We start from the raw sequence: 18,712 nt of genomic DNA, 5'->3' as shown, positions 1-18,712 counted from the left end.
GGAAATTATAAATGGCAACAATCAAGAAGTATCAGGACAAGGACGGGAATACCCGTTATCAGTTTCAAGTTTATTTAGGTGTTGATCCTCAAACTGGTAAAAAGAAATCAACCCGGCGTCGGGGCTTTAAATCAAAAAGCGCTGCTCGTATTGCTTTATCCAGAATTGAAGTAGAGTTACAGCAAGAACCGGTTTTACCAGTTGATAACAATATTCTCTTCGTTGACGTCTATCATGAATGGTACGACCAGTATATTAATACCGTTCGTGAAAGCACTTGGGCAAGGACTGCTGGTATGTTCGATAATCACATCTTGCCGTTGTTTGGTAACAAGCGGTTACGAACCATCACCGTCAACCAGTGCCAGCGTGCTGTTAATCTATGGTTTAAAGAAGTCACGTACAATTACAAGCGTTGGTACAATTATCTGGTATCAGTCTTTGAATACGGCTTAAAACACGGCTATATCACACATAATCCAGCTAGAATGATTACAATGCCGGTCAAGCCTGATAGTTGGGGTGATAAGCCCGATAACTTCTGGGATCGCGATCAACTAAAGACGTTCTTCAAGTGCATTGACCAGCAAAAAGAACCCGAAAAGTATTGTCTCTTCCGGGTACTAGCGTTTGCAGGCGTGCGACGTGGCGAGTGTTTAGCCCTGACATGGCAAGATATTGACTTTGTCCATAAGACCTTGCGGGTTAATAAAACACTTACCCAAGGGAAACGCGGCAAGCAGATTATTCAAGCCCCTAAGACAAAAAAGGGCCGCCGCACTGTCAGCTTAGACAATACGACGGTAGAAATATTACAACGCTGGCATAAACAGCAACGTGAATATTATTTGTTTTTAGGTTTTAATACGTTACAGCCGGATCAGTTAGTTTTTGCTAACACTAAGAACGGTTTTAAATCACTTAATACTCCGGGTAAGTGGTTAAAGCGGATCATCACTGACTACCACTTAACCCCTAGTATTACCGTACATGGATTTCGACACAGTCACGCCTCCGCTCTGTTTGCCGCTGGTGCCACCATTAAAGAAGTACAAACCCGATTAGGCCATGAGGACGTTGCAACAACCCTAAATGTTTACACGCACGTCACTAATGGCCAAAATCAACAGGCGGCCAACAAGTTAGCCAATTATTTAGGCTTTTAAACTTGGTATATTCAGACAATTTTTACTAAGTGTACCACGTTGTACTGGGTAATGAACCACGTTAGGGCGCTTTGAAACGTTGTTATATCAACGATTGTCTGCGTGTACCACGTGTACCACGTTAAAAAAAACATTTTCAGTTCTAGCAGGAAACTGGGTTATTTTAACACTTCATAGTAAAAGTAAGCCAATTGGTAAGCCAAAGGTAAAAAGTCTCACGTGAAACACCGCATAAGCACTGGTTTAATAGCGTTTATGTTTCAGTTGGGTTCAAACCCCTGACTGCCCATCCATAACCACTAATCAGTTTTCACGCCGTGATAATCCACCGTGAGAGCTGATTTTTTTTATACCCTAAAATCGCGCTAATTTGAGCATAACGCATGACAAGTCCCGACCACTTCCGGCATACTAGAACCAAAGAAGGTGATCCGCATGCAACATACCACGCGTCAGGCTGCGCTACATATGATCCAAGCGACCGCAGTGTTCACGGTGGCCACAATCGATTCAAAAGGCTTTCCAACAACCGTAGCGCTAAGCCCGCTACCCTTAGATCGCAACTTAGAACAACTTTTCTTCTATACTAGTCGCCAAACGACCACTGTCAAAAATATTGAACGTTGCCATCATGCCACGTTATTTTGTTACCAACTGGCTGATTACTCTTCACTAATGCTCAAAGGCACGCTCACAATTGTTGGTCACACTGAGTTCACGACCGATTGGCGCAAAGAATTGAGTCCCTTTCAGCGTCGTTTGAACTATCATGATCCCGTGATTCTTAAATTCCAAACGGCTAGCATCAAGATCCGCCAAATGATGGCACTGGATCATTTGGAACTATTACCAAAATCTGATGAGCCATCATTGCATTAAGTGTCTGAAGTTTTTTTCAGGCACTTTTTTGCGGCCATTTTGACGTCGGCACCAAGCTTCATTCAGTGAACACATTTGACGCGAACCCGCCCACTAGCCCTTAAATTACCGTCCCAAAGATTGAAAATAACAAATCACTCATAAATCCAATAATATCAGTATTGACCATGTCTAAGATGGTCCTATATTTCGTATCACTTCGTCAGCCAGATTCAGTGTGCTATCTGAACGATTGGCTAATCACTTAAAACAGTTGACTAGCTGAAGGCTGTTGCTGATTGCATCGGGCGTGTGGGTGGCGTTTGACCGGTGCTTTTCCGGTCTTACACCACGGACCGTCTGGGAAATCTGCGGGCTCAGCAGAGCTTCCAGGCGAGGGGCAAGACGTTCCTAAGGCTTGCCCCGGTCCCTCGTCCGCATGTTATCAGCAATAACCGGAAGCGACAATCAGCGACTATCTTTCGTTATCTAATCACTAAAGCAGCGGGACGAATTAGCTTTCAAACTTTAATTATCGTCCTGAAAACTCCCGTGAAAGCAAGTAAACACACTAGTTTATTCAACTTAATTATTAATTTCATCTTTCTGCGAACAGGACCGCGCTGACGGTGACAATATTTGAAACACCCAAAAATCTGGTCTAGGCTTGATAGTGAGATAAACTTTTTCTACTTATCTATGACGTTTTTTCAGTCAACTAACTAAGGAGTGGTTATTCAATGCAACTGATTAAATTACGAATTGAAAACGATGCGATGAACATTGCTTACTACCCAAGCGCTGACGGCCCAGCAACGACCCGTTACGCGATTGCTTACAATCCAGACCAATCAATTAACGATAACCTAGAAAATATCAAAGTCAGATTAGCGGGGCTCAAATTCGACGCGGCGATTCTTGAAAACGGCTTGGATTACGCCTTTTCCGATACAATTGTGGGGGTCAATTACGATCGGATTGACGTTGGTTTAGCACTAACCAATCTGCTAAATATTCCAGTTGTGAGTCGCGCAGCCGTCGACCAAGACGGACTCGTGGCCGCAGTAAAAGCTAAAAAAACTTACTTAAAATGGCACCTCGACTATTATGGTCAATATCAAGGCGTCCGTAACAACGGGCAAGAAGCCATGCTAACAGTCGGCAACGGCTACTTTGGCTTGCGCGGCGCCTACGTCGAAGCGCGTGCCGATAAAAATAATTATCCTGGCACTTATGTGGCCGGTGTCTTTGACCAAGAAACCACGACGATCAAAGATCACGATGTCGTTAATGAAGACCTAGTCAACCTGCCCAACGCCCAATTTATCACGTTTGGGGTCGATCACCAAGAACCGTTTACGATCAACGACCGCGACGTTCAAGACGTTTATCGGAGTCTCGATTTAAAAACTGGAATTTTGACGACAACGATGCTAATTCAGTTGCAATCCGGCCATATGCTGCAGGTCCAATCGCAAAAACTGGCTAATATGCAAGACTGGCACCGTTTCAGCATTCGCTACACGGTCACCCCCCTCAACTTCTCTGGTAGCTTGCAAATCTACTCCGAAATTGATGGAAGCGTTGTCAACGGCAACGTTAGTCGGTATAATGTTTTTGACCAGCATCATTTACAAACATTAGGTATGGAATCTTGTGGGAACACAATGACCCTCGCCGGCGAAACTAAATCGTCCAAGATTAATTACACTTTTGGTGCTAAATTAACAAGCCCCGATTGTGAGACGAGCCAACTAATCGAACTCAAAAATCAGCCACAGGGTGTGCAACAGACGCTTTCCGTCGAAGTGCAGGCTGGGCAGACCTATACCTTTGATAAAAACGTGGTCATCGCGACGAGCAATGTGGCAAACGACACGTTGCTGAACACGGTAGAATCGTCCCTAGCCCAAGCTAGCTTCGACGATACCGTCAAAGCTAGCAGCGACTACTGGGCCAAAACTTGGCATGATGCCGATATTAAAATTCGCGGCGACCTGACCAGCCAACGACTGACTCGGGTCAACATCTACCATAGTCTTGTCTCAACGGCCGCCTTAGAAAGTGGCCAACTAGACGCTTCTGCGGGGGCGCGCGGACTACACGGTGAAGCCTATCGGGGTCATGTGTTCTGGGATGAAATGTTCATGTTGCCATTCTACAGTTTGCATCGACCGGAACTCGCCAAGCAACTCTTAATGTATCGTTATCGTCGACTTCCGGCCGCTCGAGCTAACGCGAAGGCCGCGGGCTTTGCCGGCGCAATGTATCCTTGGCAATCCGCGCAAAAAGGTGACGAACAGGCGCAATTCACCCATTTGAACCCGATCACCCAAGCTTGGGATCCCGACAATAGTCGGTTACAGCGGCACGTTTCACTGGATATTGCGTATGATGTTTGGACATACACTCATATCACGCAAGATACTGATTTTCTAGCTAAATATGGGATGGAAATGCTCTTATCGATCGCGCAATTCTGGATCAGTAAAGCGACTTATGATGAGACGACTGGCCGTTACAGTATCGCTGGCGTCATGGGGCCGGACGAATTTCACGAAAACTATCCGAACAACCAAACACCAGGCTTGAAAAATAATGCCTATACCAATCTCATGGTAGCTTGGCTGTTCGACACGATCGCACAATTGCGTGAACAGCTTGACAACGCTGCCTATCAAAAGGCGGCGTCGGCAGCAGCTTTCAATACCGAGCTCGCCAATAAAATGGCGGACATCAGTCACAAGTTAACGCTGGAAATCAACAAGAGTGGGATTATTGCGCAATTTGAAGGCTACTTCAACTTACCAACATTAGATTTTCATGCTTATCGGCAAAAGTTTGGTGATATTTCGCGGATGGACCGGATTCTCAAAGCGGAAGGTAAGACACCAGATGCCTACCAAGTTGCTAAACAAGCGGATGCGTTGATGGCCTTTTACAATTTTGACGTCCCAACCGTCCAGAAATTGATTGAAAAGCTCGGCTATACCTTACCAAAGGAATATTTGACGCACAACATTCAATATTATTTGGAACGGACGACCCACGGCTCAACGCTGTCACGAATCGTCTATGCGGTTCTAAATCAACTGGATGAAAACTACGACCAAGCTTGGTCACTCTTCTCAGAAGCGCTATTCTCGGACTACTACGACATTCAAGGTGGGACGACCGCCGAAGGGATTCATCTTGGGGTCATGTGTGCCACGTTATTACTTGAAACGCGGAACTTTGGTGGTGTCAGCGCTTTAGCAGATCAGCTACAAGTAGCGCCACAATTACCAGATCATTGGGAAGCTTTGAAGTTCAAGCACACGTTCCGCGGCGCCCACTATACGTTTGTCATTAACCATGAAAAGGTCACGGTCACGGCCGACCAAAAACGGTCGATTACGATTGCTGGTAAAGATTATCAATTACAAGCTAAGAAACCACTTACCGTGGCATACGCTCATAACTAGGAGGAAGTTTCAAATGGCAAAATTTGCTGATATTAAAGGATTTGTTTTTGATTTAGATGGGGTTATTACGGATACGTCGATTTTTCACAGTCAGGCTTGGCATCAAGTCGCTGACAAAGTTGGCGTTAAATGGGATGACAGTTTAGCGGATGCGTTGAAAGGCATTAGCCGGATGGATTCACTAAACTTGATTTTGGCACGTGATCATAAGGAAAATGATTTCACGGCTGCCGAAAAAGAAGCCTTGGCAACTGAAAAGAATGACAACTATTTGAAATTAGTTGCGCAAATGACACCAGCCAACATCTTACCTGGCATTCAAGCGTTTTTGGATGATTTAAAAGCTAAGGGCTACTTGCTTTCATTGGCCTCAGCTTCTAAAAACTCGCCATTAGTCCTCAAGCACTTAGGTTTAAGCGACTACTTCACTAAGTCCGTTGACCCAGCTAGCTTGAAGCATGGCAAGCCCGATCCAGAAATTTTCCGTCGGGGCGCTGAAATCCTCAACTTAGATCCAGCTCAATGTATCGGGGTTGAAGATGCCGCAGCCGGCGTTCAATCGATCAACGGTGCGGGTGAGACGTCCGTTGGGATTGGCGATCCAAAGGTCTTAGCCGCTGCTGACGTCAACTTCACCGAAACTGCTCAACTAACCTTAAGTAATATCGAAGCTGCAATGGCTTAATCCATTAGCTTAAAAATGACTCGTAATGACTGCTTAATTGCGGCATTACGGGTCATTTTTTAATCAGACTTATACTTGCGTTGCCGTCTCCGGTCGCCGCTGATGGCATGCGGTCGCGGGACCGGGTCAAGCCAGGAACGTCTTGCCCCTCGCCGGAACAGTTGCCAAAAACGCAATTGTCCCGGACGGTCCGTGGTGTAAGGCTGGAAAATCACCAGCTAAACGCCACCTTCACGACCGATGCTATCAACGGCGACCTCCGACTAGACAATTGTTTTAAACAGTAGTCAGTAAGCCCTGCTTGAAATCAATAAAGGCAGGGTCGCCAATATTTATACGATTAATCCACTACTCTAATAATCAAATCTCTAAGGGGTTAAAAGGAATCAGGGGAAGCATTCCACGTCAAAAGAAGCAGCTAGCCAGTAACGTTAGCTGCTTCTTTGTACTGTTATAAAAAGGATAATTTATCAGTTTTAAAGTGTTTTTGTCTATGACTAGTCACCAAGCCTACCTGACAAATCATTAATATCTAGGAAAGCTAGTCCTATTAGCACTAGTTCTAAATAGTCCTTCTTCACTAGCGTAGGTCGAACTGGCTGATGCTCAGTGGTGAAATTTCACTTGGTCAGCGTCGTTTGCTGGCCTAGTGAAAGGCTGGCTTGTGAGACCGCCCTTTGGCTCACAAACGGCCCACCACGTTCCAGCGTCAGCCAGTTCGGCTGCAGCGGCAAGCTCAGCTATCCAGCGCTATAAGACACTCAATTTTTCAGTAATCAGTTGCACCTGTTCGTCCAACGTTACTGTTGGTCCAAAACGAAGATCTTCATAGCCGAGTAAGTCATTAGCCTGCCACCAGCTCATTAAAGTGGCTTGGTCAAAGGAATTGGGCTTCATCTGATTGCGTTTTAAAGCAACCTCAAAGGGTAACTCAAAGTAGACCGTCAGCATCTGTGCGCCCCACTGTTGCTTCAACGTTGCTAACATTGGCCCATACACTGACTTTTTCAAAATACCCTCTAAAATAATCGTCTCAAACGACTGGTCTTGTCCCCAAGTAATCAACGCCTGAATGAGTGTAATCGCTGGCGTTCCAACCCGATCCGGCGCTTTTAAAATCACCCGCCGAATCGTATCTTGACTGAGTAGTAACGTTGTCGGACCTAAACGTGTCAATAACGCTTGTGCCGTTGTCGTTTTCCCGGCACCAGAATTCCCCCGTAAAACCACCAATTTCACAACGCCCAACCCCTTTTTACGCCAAGGTTAGGCCAAAACTGGTCACGCGTCAATCCGTTTTTTTACCCCTAAATCAGCCCAAAATGAGCTAACCCATTTTTAATGCCATCATGCATATTATCCGTGGTAATATAAGCCGCTAAACTTTTAACGTTCGCTAACCCATTTCCCATTGCAATTGGCTTATCCACGAGTTGGAACATTTCCAAATCATTCGCCGCATCACCAAAAGCGTACGTTGGCACGTTGGTGAGGCCAGCTTTGACCAGAATCTCACGAATCCCAGTCGCCTTGGAAACACCCCAAGCCATCGTATCGAGCGCTCGCGGATTATTCCGCACGAATCTCAAATAGCCATGATAACGCCATTGATACTTTTCCGCACTGATGGGGTCAAATGTCAGCAGAAAATGAATATGTTCGCGTAAAAAGAAGTCTGGCTGCACCCGGGCTTTTTGTCCCAAACTCCGATAATTCGCAACTGTCAACGCATTGCGATGGCTTAACGCAAAACCGGCGTCGTTATAATAAGCCAAAGCATCCTGATGCTGATTGGCATAATGCGTAATATCCTCAAGTAACCCCTTATCCAATTCATGGGCCGTTAAAAAGTGCCCTTCATACTGCACATAGCTCCCATTGGCACTCACGATCGAATCGATACCGGTCTGTCGCATGATATCCGCGACCTCAAACACGTTGCGCCCGGTCGCAATGACTGGTAGCACATGATTGGCCTTGAGCTGATGAATTGCGGCAACACTGCTAGGGGCCACCGTTTTATCGTCTTGCATCAACGTGCCATCCAGGTCGAAAAATACTACTGCTTGGTACACACAATTACCTCCTAGTGAAACAGTTGAGAACTGGCCTTAAGCCAGTTTTCACTAGGTCTATTATACCGCGGAACCTGATCAGCTATGAAAATCGGGTCTGTCACTTTCATCTAGAAACGGACACATCAAAAAAGCCATGACCAATCAAGGAAAGTCATGACTTTTTCTACGTCTCTTAAGGATCGACGGGGATACTTCTTAATGACATAATCGCGGGGTGCTGATTAAGAAGTACCTTTACAATATACCCACTAGTCCCCGTCTAAACTATCGTATTCATGTAAACTTCAAGTAAAGTTTTCAATAAGTTGCAATTGGTTGCCACTCAGCGCTTGACCAACTAGCCGCCGTTTGATCGCAGTCGCCAGCTGGGCTGGAACCACGTCTAACTGACAAGCGGCCGCGGTAATCTCATGGGTCATCGTCGTGACATTGATCACCACTAGCACCTGTTGCTGGTCTTGCCAGTAAACGTAGCCAATACCGTAGTCCGCTAAATAGAATGGCGCAAAATTAGCGGTATTGAGCCACGGATGGTTTTGACGCCAATGCGTCCACTGCTCTACCACCCGAATTTCAGCCAGATCGGCGTTGGCCCAAGGATAAAAAGCGCGATTGTCAGGATCTTTCCCGCCCGTCATCTTAGCCTCGTCACCATAGTACAGACACGGGACGCCGGGCAATGTCAGTAGCATGCCGACCGCCAATCGCAGCCGCGCCATGTCTTCTTGTAACATCGTTAAGATGCGTGGCGTGTCGTGACTCCCAATATTGTTGAAATTGAACTGGAACGTCGTTTTAGGATAATTTTCCTTTAACGTCATCAAGTCACGCCACCACTCAACGGGCGCCATTGTGCCAGTCAAAACGTGGATGATCAACCGCCGTAACGGGTAATTCATCACCGCTTGCAGCCCGCCACCTTCTAAATAATGACGGCGTTGCCCATAAGCGAGTTTGTGAGAAGCGTCTTCCCAGACTTCGCCAATCAAAACCTTGTCAGGATAATGGTCTAACGCTTGTCGAATCCCCGCGATAAAGTCATCTGGCAACTCATCCGCCACGTCCAAACGCCAGCCATCGACGCCACGCGACGTCCAATAATCGATCACTGAATCGGCTGCGCCAAAAATAAAGTCGCGATAAGCTTTATTTTCTTTATCCACAGTCGGCAAGTCACTGATACCCCACCAACTATCGTATTCGGTTGGATAGTTGATGAAGGTAAACCAAGGGTAGTATGGGCTCGTCCGCGCTTGCGCGGCGCCGACTGTATCATAATGCCCACTCCGGTTAAAGTAGCGTGAATCGACGCCAACATGGTTGAAGACCCCGTCCAAAATCAGCCGCATTCCGACTTGGTGTAATGCATGGACTAAATGGTCAAAATCGGATAGGTCCCCCAAAACAGGATCAATCTTCAGATAATCACCGGTATCATAGCGATGGTTACTCGTCGCTTGAAAGATCGGTGTCAAATATAAGATCGTCACCCCTAACTTCTTTAAGTAGGGGATTTTAGCTTCAATACCACGCAGGTTGCCGCCGAAGAAGTCCCAGCGCAAAATCTCTTGACCAGCCCCGCGGACGTACAACGGTCGATCACTCGCGCGCCCATAAATAAAACTATTGGGCTTGGGCGCGTTCACGTGACCATCAGGATTGCCATTGTAGAAACGATCCACGAAGATTTGATAGGCCACCCCTTCGCGATACCACTTAGGCAAAGTTTCGACAGCCGCGAGCGTCGTCAACTGGTACATCTGGACTTGTTCACGCCGCGCGTATTGCACGCCACGGCCCCCATAACCGCCGTCAACGCAACCATAGAAGACCGTATCACGACTCGTGCTGACCTGAAAATAGTAGAAATAGAGTCCCGCTTGCGTCGGCGTAAAATTCACCTGATAACGTGTCGCCGTTATGGCCGTCATCGGCAGCAGGTGTTCCGCATCCCACTGACCATCGTGCACGATACACAGCGTCACTTGTCCGATCGTTGCGCTAGTCTTCACATTGAGTGCGAATTGGACCGGCGTTTGCTGGGGTACGGCGCCAAAGGGGGTTTTATATTGGGGTTGAAACGAATCATACTCGAGTTGTATCATCATCCCCCGACCTCCTTTTCTAATTGAGTAATTTGGCGTGTGGGACTTGCCAAATATCTTCACTATAGCGTGCCACAGCTAAGTCAGCCGAGAAAATCCCGGCGGCCGCAATATTCGCTAAGGCTTTATGTTGCCATAACTGTTGATCTTGAAAATCTTCGCTGATCTGCTGCTGCTGCTGAACATAACTCTCATAGTCCGCTAACACAAAGTATTCATCATTGTAGCGTAAGAGTGAGTCGTAAATTTCGCGCCCTTCCGTACTGATGCCCGGAATCGTGCCATCCACTAATGTTTCGAGGATCCGCTTGAGCTCGGGGTCGGCATTATAAAAGTCAGCCGCGTGATAATCGCCACGTTCGTAGTAACCGTAGACCGCCTTGGCAGTCAGGCCGAATGAATACTCGTTGCCTTCACCAGCCGCCTCAATGATGTCAATATTTGCCCCATCTAAGGTCGCTAGGGAAACGGCCCCATTCGCCATCAGCTTCATGTTACTCGTCCCGGAGGCTTCTTTTGAGGCCGTCGAAATCTGTTCACTGACATCCGCTGCTGGAATGATCAACTCACCCAGCGAGACGCCGTAATTCGGAATGAAGGCCACCTTCAAGCGGTCTCCGACCTTGGGATCATGGTTTACGAGGTCCGCCAAGGCGTTGATCAATTTAATGATCGACTTCGCGTAGTGATAACTCGGAGCAGCTTTAGCGCCAAAGACATGGACCCGCGCCGGTTCAACCGTTTCAGGATGGTCTTTGATCGCCAAATATTCGCGAATAATCTCAAAGACGTGTAATAATTGCCGCTTATACGCGTGCAGCCGTTTGATCTGAACATCAAAGATGGCATCCGTTCGCACGTCAATTCCTAACTCAGACTTGATATAAGCCGCTAACGCAACCTTATTTTCCGTCTTCACCGCGGTGAGTTGCTTTAGGAACTTCGCGTCATTTTGATAAGCTGCCAGCGTCTTCAACTGGTTCGGCTGTTGCCGCCAAGTTGGCCCAATCTTCGAATCGATCAAGGTCGATAACGGCTCATTCGCCAATTGTACCCAACGCCGCATCGTAATGCCGTTCGTCTTATTGTTAAAGCGTTCTGGGTAGACTTGATATAAGTCGCGCAGCACGTCGGCTTTCAGTAATTCCGTATGCAACGGCGCCACGCCATTAACGCTATGGCTACCGATGACCGCTAGAAAGGCCATCCGAACTTGCCCATTGCCCAGCGGTGCCGTCCGATTAACTAAGTCTTCGCCAAAGACCGGTGTCTTGGCTGCTCGATAACGCCGATCGATTTCAACCACGATTTGATAGATCCGTGGTAGCAGCCCCTTGAACATGTCGATTGGCCAAGTTTCCAAGGCTTCCTGCATGATCGTGTGGTTGGTGTAACTCATGACCTTCGTTGTCAGCTCCCAAGCGACTTCCCAAGAACAGTGATGGTCGTCCAGCAAGATCCGCATCATTTCTGGAATGACGAGTGTCGGATGCGTATCGTTAATGTGAATCGCCACTTTTTTGGCAAGTTCTTTCATGCCTTGATGCCGTAACCCAAAGTGCCGCAAGATACTTTGAACACCAGCGGATGAGAAGAAGTATTCTTGTCGTAAGCGTAGCGCTTGGCCTTCCGAATTAGAGTCGTCTGGGTAGAGCACCTTCGTGATGTCATCGATGCGGTCGCGTTGGGCTTGTGAATAGTAACTATTGTCCGCACTTGGTGGTAATTCCGCTGACCAGAGGCGTAGCGTGTTGGTCACGTCATTTTGATAACCAATCATACCAATGTCATATGGGACGGCCAAAACGTCGTCAGTGTGCTCGTACATGGCCTTTAAGCTACCGTCAGGCTGTGGTGCCATCCACACGTTCCCGCCAAAACGAACCAGACAGGCTTTATTTTCACGCCGGACTTCCCAGACGTTCCCATTGCGCAACCAATCGTCGGGCAATTCCACCTGATAACCATCCATGAACACTTGCTTGAAGAGGCCGTAACGGTACCGAATCCCGTTCCCGTTACCAGCGATTCCCAGACTCGCCATCGAATCCATGTAGCAAGCCGCGAGTCGGCCAAGGCCACCGTTTCCTAACCCGGGATCTGGTTCAGCGGCACTGATGGTCTTAAAATCTAGACCAAGTTCGCTCAGTCCTTGACGCACCGTGTCCAACAGCCCTAAATTGAGTAAATTAGAACTCAATAGCCGCCCCGGCAAGAATTCAATGGAAAAATAATAAACTTGTTTTTGGTCGTGTTTGCGATAACGTTCCGCCGTGTCCTGCCAATGTGAGCCGTTATAGCGCCGAACTAAATGCCCTAACGCAATAAATTGGCCGAGCGACGACGTATCGCTGAGATCCGTGGCATATAACGTTTTAATTTCTGCTAAAAAATCTCGTTTAAACTGTGCTAATGTTAACTTCAAAAATTGCACCCCCTGAGACCTAACTCATGATTGTCTGATAAACTTGCTGGTACTTCTTGGCTGACTTCGCCCAGCCAAAGTCCGGTAACATCGCTTGTTGCTGCAATTGCCGCCAAGCTGTTGGATCTTGCGTATACAAGTTCACGGCCATCGTCATCATTTTTCGTAGCACGGCCGGCGTATAATCATCGAAGCCGAACCCCGTCCCCGCGCCGGTGTATTCGTTATACGGCACCACCGTATCTTTCAATCCACCAACCAGATGGACTAACGGCAATGTGCCATAACGCATCGCCATCATTTGTGATAAACCGGATGGTTCAAAAGCGGATGGCATTAAGAAAATATCGCTCCCGGCATAGATCTGTTGCGCTAACTTCACGTCAAACTTAATTTGCGCCGCAACTTGGTCTGGATAGGCCAACTGATAAATTTCAAACGCATGCTCTAACGCGGGATCGCCCGTTCCTAAGATGATCACTTGCGCGGACTGCGCCTTCAAAAAGTCATCCAACGCGTCCAACAAGAGATCCATCCCTTTTTGCGTTGTCAGTCGTGACACGACCCCTAAAACGGGCACATCCGCTTCTGGCAAACCGACCGCCGTTTGTAGCGCCGCCTTGTCGAGCGCTTTGGGCGCCAAATCTTTTGCCGTATACGTTGCGGTCAAGGCCGCATCCGTGGCTGGGTCGTACAATTTCATATCGATCCCATTCATAATGCCGCTCAACTTACCCTGATTCGCGCGCAACACACCATCTAATCGTTCCCCAAATTGTGGCGTTTGAATCTCCTGAGCATAAGTTGGTGAGACTGTATTGACGGCATCCGCAAAATTAATCCCAGCCTTCAAAAAGTTGACCTGCCCATAAAAGGCAATGCCTTCCTCATTAAAAGTCTGCCAGCCGATCTTGAACAAACTGTCCAAAATAATTGGATCGTAAATCCCTTGAAATTGCATATTGTGAATCGTCAAAACAGTCTTGATGTGCCGATAAGCCTTGATCCAGTAATACTTTTCTTTCAAAAGTACCGGAATAAAGGCTGTGTGCCAGTCATTCAAGTGGAGTACGTCTGGAATATAGTCGACTCGCTCTAACATTTCACAGATTGCCATTTGGAAGAACGCGAACCGCTCCCCATCATCCCAGTAGCCATACAACCCCTCACGCCCAAAGTAGTCTTGATTATCGATCAGATAGTAAGTCAGCCCAGCCAGCTTTAGCGTCTTAATCCCGCAATACTGGGCTTTATCGCCGACTTGTACCGTAAAGTGCAAGACATCTTTGACTTGATCACGATACTTTTCCGGAAAAAGGGCTTCATAGTACGGAATCACGACGCGAATCGTCGTCTTTGCCGCGCGTAACGCCTGTGGTAAGGCCAAACTAACGTCGCCTAGCCCACCAGTCTTATAAAATGGCGCAGCTTCGGCAGCGGCAAACAACACTTTAGTCACTGGTGACCACCTCCGTTTGGCGAAAGATATGTTCACCCTTACTGATGACTAACGGTTCGGTAGGTGTCCCTTTCAAAACCAAGTTCGGACCGATCACCACATTCTTATCGATGATGACGTTCTCAACCTTAGTCCCAGCACCAATACGCGTCCCTTGCATGATGACAGAGTCCTTGATCTGACTGCCACGGTTGATCAGTACATTTCTGAAGATGACGGAGTGGTCAACTTGGCCTTCAATGTAACCGCCAGTCCCACACAGACTAGCGCGGAATTGTGAGCCTTCCGCAAAGAACGTTGGAATTTCGTTCTTAACCTTCGTGTAGATTCGCCGTGAGCTATAGAAGAGGGCCCGGAAGTTGGCTTCTTCCAAAATCGCCATGTTGGCCGCAAAGTAACTCGGCAAGTCATGAATATTTGCTTGAAAGCCTGTATATTCAAACGCGTTCGCATTGTGTTGAATGACCGCTTGCTTCATTAATTCTTCCAAGCTGATCAAGTCACCACGCCGATTAGCCTCATCTAAGATCTCAATTAAGTCCACCGTGCTCATTAAATAAATATCCATATTTTTGGCGGCTTTTTTAGCAGTTTTAGCTAATTTAGCTTTGGCGGTTGGGATCACCGCTGTCGCCATCCCCTTATCCGTCAATTGTAAAATCGTATTTTTAGGAGTTAATTGGTTGGGATCAACACTCTTATAAACGGTCGTGACCGGATTGTCGCGTTCCTCATGATAACGGAGCAACGCCTTCAAATCGATATTGCCCACATTGCGCGTGCTCATGACCACTGAATATTCACTATGACTGCGCTTTAAGAATAAAATTGAGTTGTCATAGTAATGGTGAATCAATTTGGCCTTTTTTTCTGGCGCGACTAATTTCAAATCATTGTAGGGGTACATGAATAGGCCCCCGCGAATCGTATCGAGGTTCCAGTCACGCCCACTCCGCAAATGATCCGAAACCGAACGACCAGAACGTGGCGAGGTCACCATTACGTTTTGAATGCCAGCATTAATGGCACTCGATAACGGAAAATCCAATAACCGGTAACGGCCGCCAAACGGTAGCATTCCCACGGGTCGTTCGCTGGTCAATGGTTCCAACGCTTCCCATGGTTCCACCAAGTTGATGATTGCACTTACACTTCCACGTTTCATGGTTTCTCCACCCCCACAACTTCGTCATAACCAACCACGGCAATATCTGTCGCCGTGCCTTTCACGATCGCATCATCGCCAATCACGGCTTCTTCACCGACTAACGCATGATCGATGACCACATTTTTCCCGATCGTCGCGCCAGGCATCACCATACTGTCGACGACCCGACTACCCATCCCAACGGAGACGCGTTGCGACAAGATCGAGTGATCGACTTCCCCAGCGACATAGCAACTATCCACGATCATTGAATTGTTCACTTGGCTCGTCTCCGTTAAGAACATCGGCGGCAGCACTTGCGCCTTAGAATAGATCCGCCAGTTATTATCGCCAATATTCAAGCGATTATGCGGTGACAAGAATTCCATGTTGGCTTGCCACAAGCTTTGGATCGTCCCCACGTCGCGCCAGTAACCCTTGAAGGCATACGCATAGACAGATTCATTGTGCGCCAAGTAGGATGGAATGACATTTTTTCCGAAGTCTTCCATCGACTTATCCGTCGCATAACTCTTAACTAAATAGTCACGCAGCGTTGGCCAATTAAAGATGTAGATCCCCATGGACGCCTTGTCGCTCTTCGGATGTTCCGGCTTTTCTTCAAATTCAATGATCCGGTCGGTTTCATCCGTATTCATCATCCCAAAGCGCTTCGCTTCTTGTTTCGTGACTGGAATAACGCCGACGGTCAGTGAGGCTTTCTTCGCCTTGTGATAATCGAGCATTGCATCGTAATCCATTTTGTAAATATGGTCGCCAGACAAGACGAGCAAATACTTCGGGTTCTGTTGATCGATATATTCAATATTTTGATAGATGGCGTGCGCCGTGCCTTCGAAGAACTTTTCACCCTCACTGGATGAATAAGGTTGTAGCACCGTGACCCCGCCGTTTAAGTCATCTAAGCCCCAGCTCGACCCATTGCCAATGTGCGCGTTCAATTCTAGCGGTTGATACTGCGTGATCACGCCAACCGTATTGACGCCAGAATTAGCGCAATTACTCAATGTAAAATCAATGATCCGGTAACGGCCGCCAAACGGTACCGCGGGTTTGGCCGTGCCCTTGGTCAGCTTGCCCAGACGGGTCCCCTGACCACCGGCTAAGATAATGCCTAACATTTCATCATTCATTTTTTCGACTCCCCTTTGACTTTGCTCGGCCGGATGAGCAACGCGCCCATGGCCGGCAGCGTAACTTCAAAACTCGCTGGTTGCCCCTTATACGGTTCATCGATCGCCGTAAAAGTGGTTTCCAACTGCGTCCAAGTTCCCCCAAACGCTTTGGCTTCGGTATTAAGCAACAGTTCATACTCACCCGGGTACGGCACTCCGATACGGTACTGCCGCCGTTCAACTGGGACAAAATTGAAGGCCGCGACCACAAAGCTATACTTGCGCTTCGCTTGCCGGATGAAACCAAACGTTGAACTAGCGGCATCATCCGTATTGCTATAAATGATCCCAGCTGGCTGATGATCGAGTTCCCATAATGGTCGGTTCGCGTGGTAGAGCTGATTCAGCGCGGCCGTAAACTGCTGCATCTGATGGTTGAGTGGGTCTTTTAGATCGACCCATTCCAACTGACTCCAATCACGCCATTCCAAAAATTGCCCCCATTCGGAACCCATGAAATTGAGCTGTTTCCCAGGGAACGCCGCCATATAAGTCATCATTGTCCGTAAATTGGCAAATTGATTGTAGCGATCCCCCGGCATTTTATGCATCAAAGACTTCTTGCCATGCACCACTTCATCATGTGAAAATGGCAAAATAAACTGTTCATCAAACATGTAAACAAACGCAAACGTCAACAAGTTGAAATGGTCATGCCGATACAAGGGGTCCATTTCAAAAAAGTCTAACGTGTCATGCATCCAGCCCATATTCCACTTGAAATTAAAGCCGAGGCCACCTTGATCAACGCGGCCCGTCACTTGCGGATAGGCGGAGGATTCTTCGGCGATCATCAGGACGTCAGGATGCCGTTGAAAGACTTCCGTATTCAACTCCTGTAAAAAGGCGATGCCTGCCAAATTGCGATTATCACCATATTGATTTACTTGACCTTCGCGTCCCTCGTCGTAGTCTAAATACAACATGTTCGAGACGGCGTCGACCCGTAACCCATCCAAATGACAATCGTTGAGCCAATACAAGGCACTGGAGATCAAGAAACTCTGAACTTGCGTCTTACCGAGATCAAAATTCCAAGCGCCCCAACGCCGGTTATCCGCGCGATCTGGATCTGCATACTCATAAGTTGGCGTCCCGTCATATTGATAGAGCGCGTCATAGTTACGGATGAAATGACCCGGCACCCAATCGACAATGACGCCCAGATTGGCTTGATGGCACTGATCGACAAAACTCAGAAAGTCCTCGCGGGTCCCGAAACGACTCGTTGGTGCAAAATAGCCCAACTGCTGGTAGCCCCATGACGCATCCAACAAATGTTCCATGACCGGCATTAGCTCCACGTGAGAGTAGCCCATCTGATGCGCATACGGGATCAATTCCGCCGCCAACTCTGCGTAGGTATAGTAATCACCATTATCATGTCGGCGCCATGAGCCCAAATGCACCTCATAAATATTGATCGGCCGATTCTCCGGATGTGACTTTTTACGCCGCGCCAACCATAAGCTATCGTGCCATTGCCGTGCGACCGGCTTCAAAACGACGGCCGCGTCGCCAGGCTTCCGCTCAAATTGTTGCGCGAATGGATCGATTTTGAGTTGTTTTTCACCACGCTGACTTGTGATCTGAAACTTGTAGAGGTCCCCCGCTTGAACGTCCGTCAAACGACCTTGCCAAATTCCCGTGGTTCCAACTAAGGTCAAGGCGGTTGGCTGCCAATCGTTAAACGTCCCCACGACTGCCACCGCCTGTGCTTGTGGCGCCCAAACCCGGAAGCTGACCTGATCATCGGCTTCCCAGTGACAACCTAAATAATCCTGACTTTGAAATCCCCGCCCCGTGTTAAATAAATAACTCTGGGTTGTTACAGCTGTTTCTGAATCTGACAAAGTAGCCACACCCCCTACATGTGATTAGTTGAACAATATTAGAACTTGCCCTAAGTATACGGAGCAATTAAGGTTTTGCCTATCCTTGATTAAGTAGGCTTATTAAGTCATTCACATTGGTTATAAAGCCCGTTTTAATAAGGATTATAAGTTTTAGACCGTTAGAATGTGCAAACTGTAGCGTGACGACTATTCACAGAATCCCCATCTAATCCGGTTTCATCAGCGTCACAAAAAGATTAAGTTTTCCTTAAGAAGTAGTAAAAAATTCACAAA

General features: G+C 47.6%; 12 protein-coding genes. 4 read left to right on the top strand and 8 right to left on the bottom strand.

Annotated elements, in window-relative coordinates:
- The first annotated feature begins 11 nt into the window (after positions 1–11).
- From FFM70_RS01170 to pgmB, 4 genes are all read left to right on the top strand, one after another.
- Entirely contained in the window at positions 12–1,166 is a 1,155-nt protein-coding gene (locus tag FFM70_RS01170; protein ID WP_137615032.1) for a site-specific integrase, read from the top strand.
- Between the two features lie 435 nt (positions 1,167–1,601).
- On the top strand, positions 1,602–2,045 hold the full coding sequence (locus tag FFM70_RS01165; protein WP_137615031.1) for a pyridoxamine 5'-phosphate oxidase family protein: 444 nt from the start codon (positions 1,602–1,604) through the stop codon (positions 2,043–2,045).
- 719 nt (positions 2,046–2,764) lie between these two features.
- Positions 2,765–5,488: a glycoside hydrolase family 65 protein gene (locus FFM70_RS01160; RefSeq protein WP_137615030.1), complete on the top strand. Its 2,724-nt coding sequence runs from the start codon at positions 2,765–2,767 to the stop codon at positions 5,486–5,488.
- A gap of 13 nt (positions 5,489–5,501) precedes the next feature.
- Positions 5,502–6,173: a beta-phosphoglucomutase gene (gene pgmB, locus FFM70_RS01155; protein WP_137615029.1), complete on the top strand. Its 672-nt coding sequence runs from the start codon at positions 5,502–5,504 to the stop codon at positions 6,171–6,173.
- Between the two features lie 750 nt (positions 6,174–6,923).
- Here the strand turns inward: pgmB and FFM70_RS01150 are convergent.
- The 8 genes from FFM70_RS01150 to glgB all read right to left on the bottom strand — a co-directional run bounded on the left by FFM70_RS01150 (position 6,924) and on the right by glgB (position 18,436).
- On the bottom strand, positions 6,924–7,412 hold the full coding sequence (locus FFM70_RS01150; RefSeq protein ID WP_171002269.1) for an AAA family ATPase: 489 nt from the start codon (positions 7,410–7,412) through the stop codon (positions 6,924–6,926).
- Positions 7,413–7,480: 68 nt separating this feature from the next.
- Entirely contained in the window at positions 7,481–8,248 is a 768-nt protein-coding gene (locus FFM70_RS01145) for a Cof-type HAD-IIB family hydrolase (protein ID WP_137615027.1), read from the bottom strand.
- A gap of 287 nt (positions 8,249–8,535) precedes the next feature.
- Positions 8,536–10,353, bottom strand: coding sequence for a glycoside hydrolase family 13 protein (locus FFM70_RS01140; RefSeq protein ID WP_137615113.1), 1,818 nt, complete (start codon positions 10,351–10,353; stop codon positions 8,536–8,538).
- Positions 10,354–10,375: 22 nt separating this feature from the next.
- Entirely contained in the window at positions 10,376–12,781 is a 2,406-nt protein-coding gene (locus FFM70_RS01135) for a glycogen/starch/alpha-glucan phosphorylase (RefSeq protein ID WP_137615026.1), read from the bottom strand.
- 19 nt (positions 12,782–12,800) lie between these two features.
- Complete coding sequence (gene glgA, locus FFM70_RS01130; RefSeq protein ID WP_137615025.1) at positions 12,801–14,240, bottom strand: glycogen synthase GlgA; 1,440 nt, start codon at positions 14,238–14,240, stop codon at positions 12,801–12,803.
- Positions 14,233–15,405: a glucose-1-phosphate adenylyltransferase subunit GlgD gene (gene glgD, locus FFM70_RS01125; protein WP_137615024.1), complete on the bottom strand. Its 1,173-nt coding sequence runs from the start codon at positions 15,403–15,405 to the stop codon at positions 14,233–14,235. The genes glgA and glgD overlap by 8 nt, the downstream gene beginning before the upstream one ends.
- Positions 15,402–16,541: a glucose-1-phosphate adenylyltransferase gene (locus FFM70_RS01120; protein ID WP_137615023.1), complete on the bottom strand. Its 1,140-nt coding sequence runs from the start codon at positions 16,539–16,541 to the stop codon at positions 15,402–15,404. Before FFM70_RS01120 ends, glgD begins: the two co-directional genes overlap by 4 nt.
- Positions 16,538–18,436: a 1,4-alpha-glucan branching protein GlgB gene (gene glgB, locus FFM70_RS01115; RefSeq protein ID WP_137615022.1), complete on the bottom strand. Its 1,899-nt coding sequence runs from the start codon at positions 18,434–18,436 to the stop codon at positions 16,538–16,540. The genes FFM70_RS01120 and glgB overlap by 4 nt, the downstream gene beginning before the upstream one ends.
- Between the last annotated feature and the right edge of the window lie 276 nt (positions 18,437–18,712).

This window comes from Lactiplantibacillus nangangensis (assembly GCF_005405065.1).
GTDB lineage: Bacteria > Bacillota > Bacilli > Lactobacillales > Lactobacillaceae > Lactiplantibacillus > Lactiplantibacillus nangangensis.
This window is presented reverse-complemented; position numbering and strand designations above follow the sequence as displayed.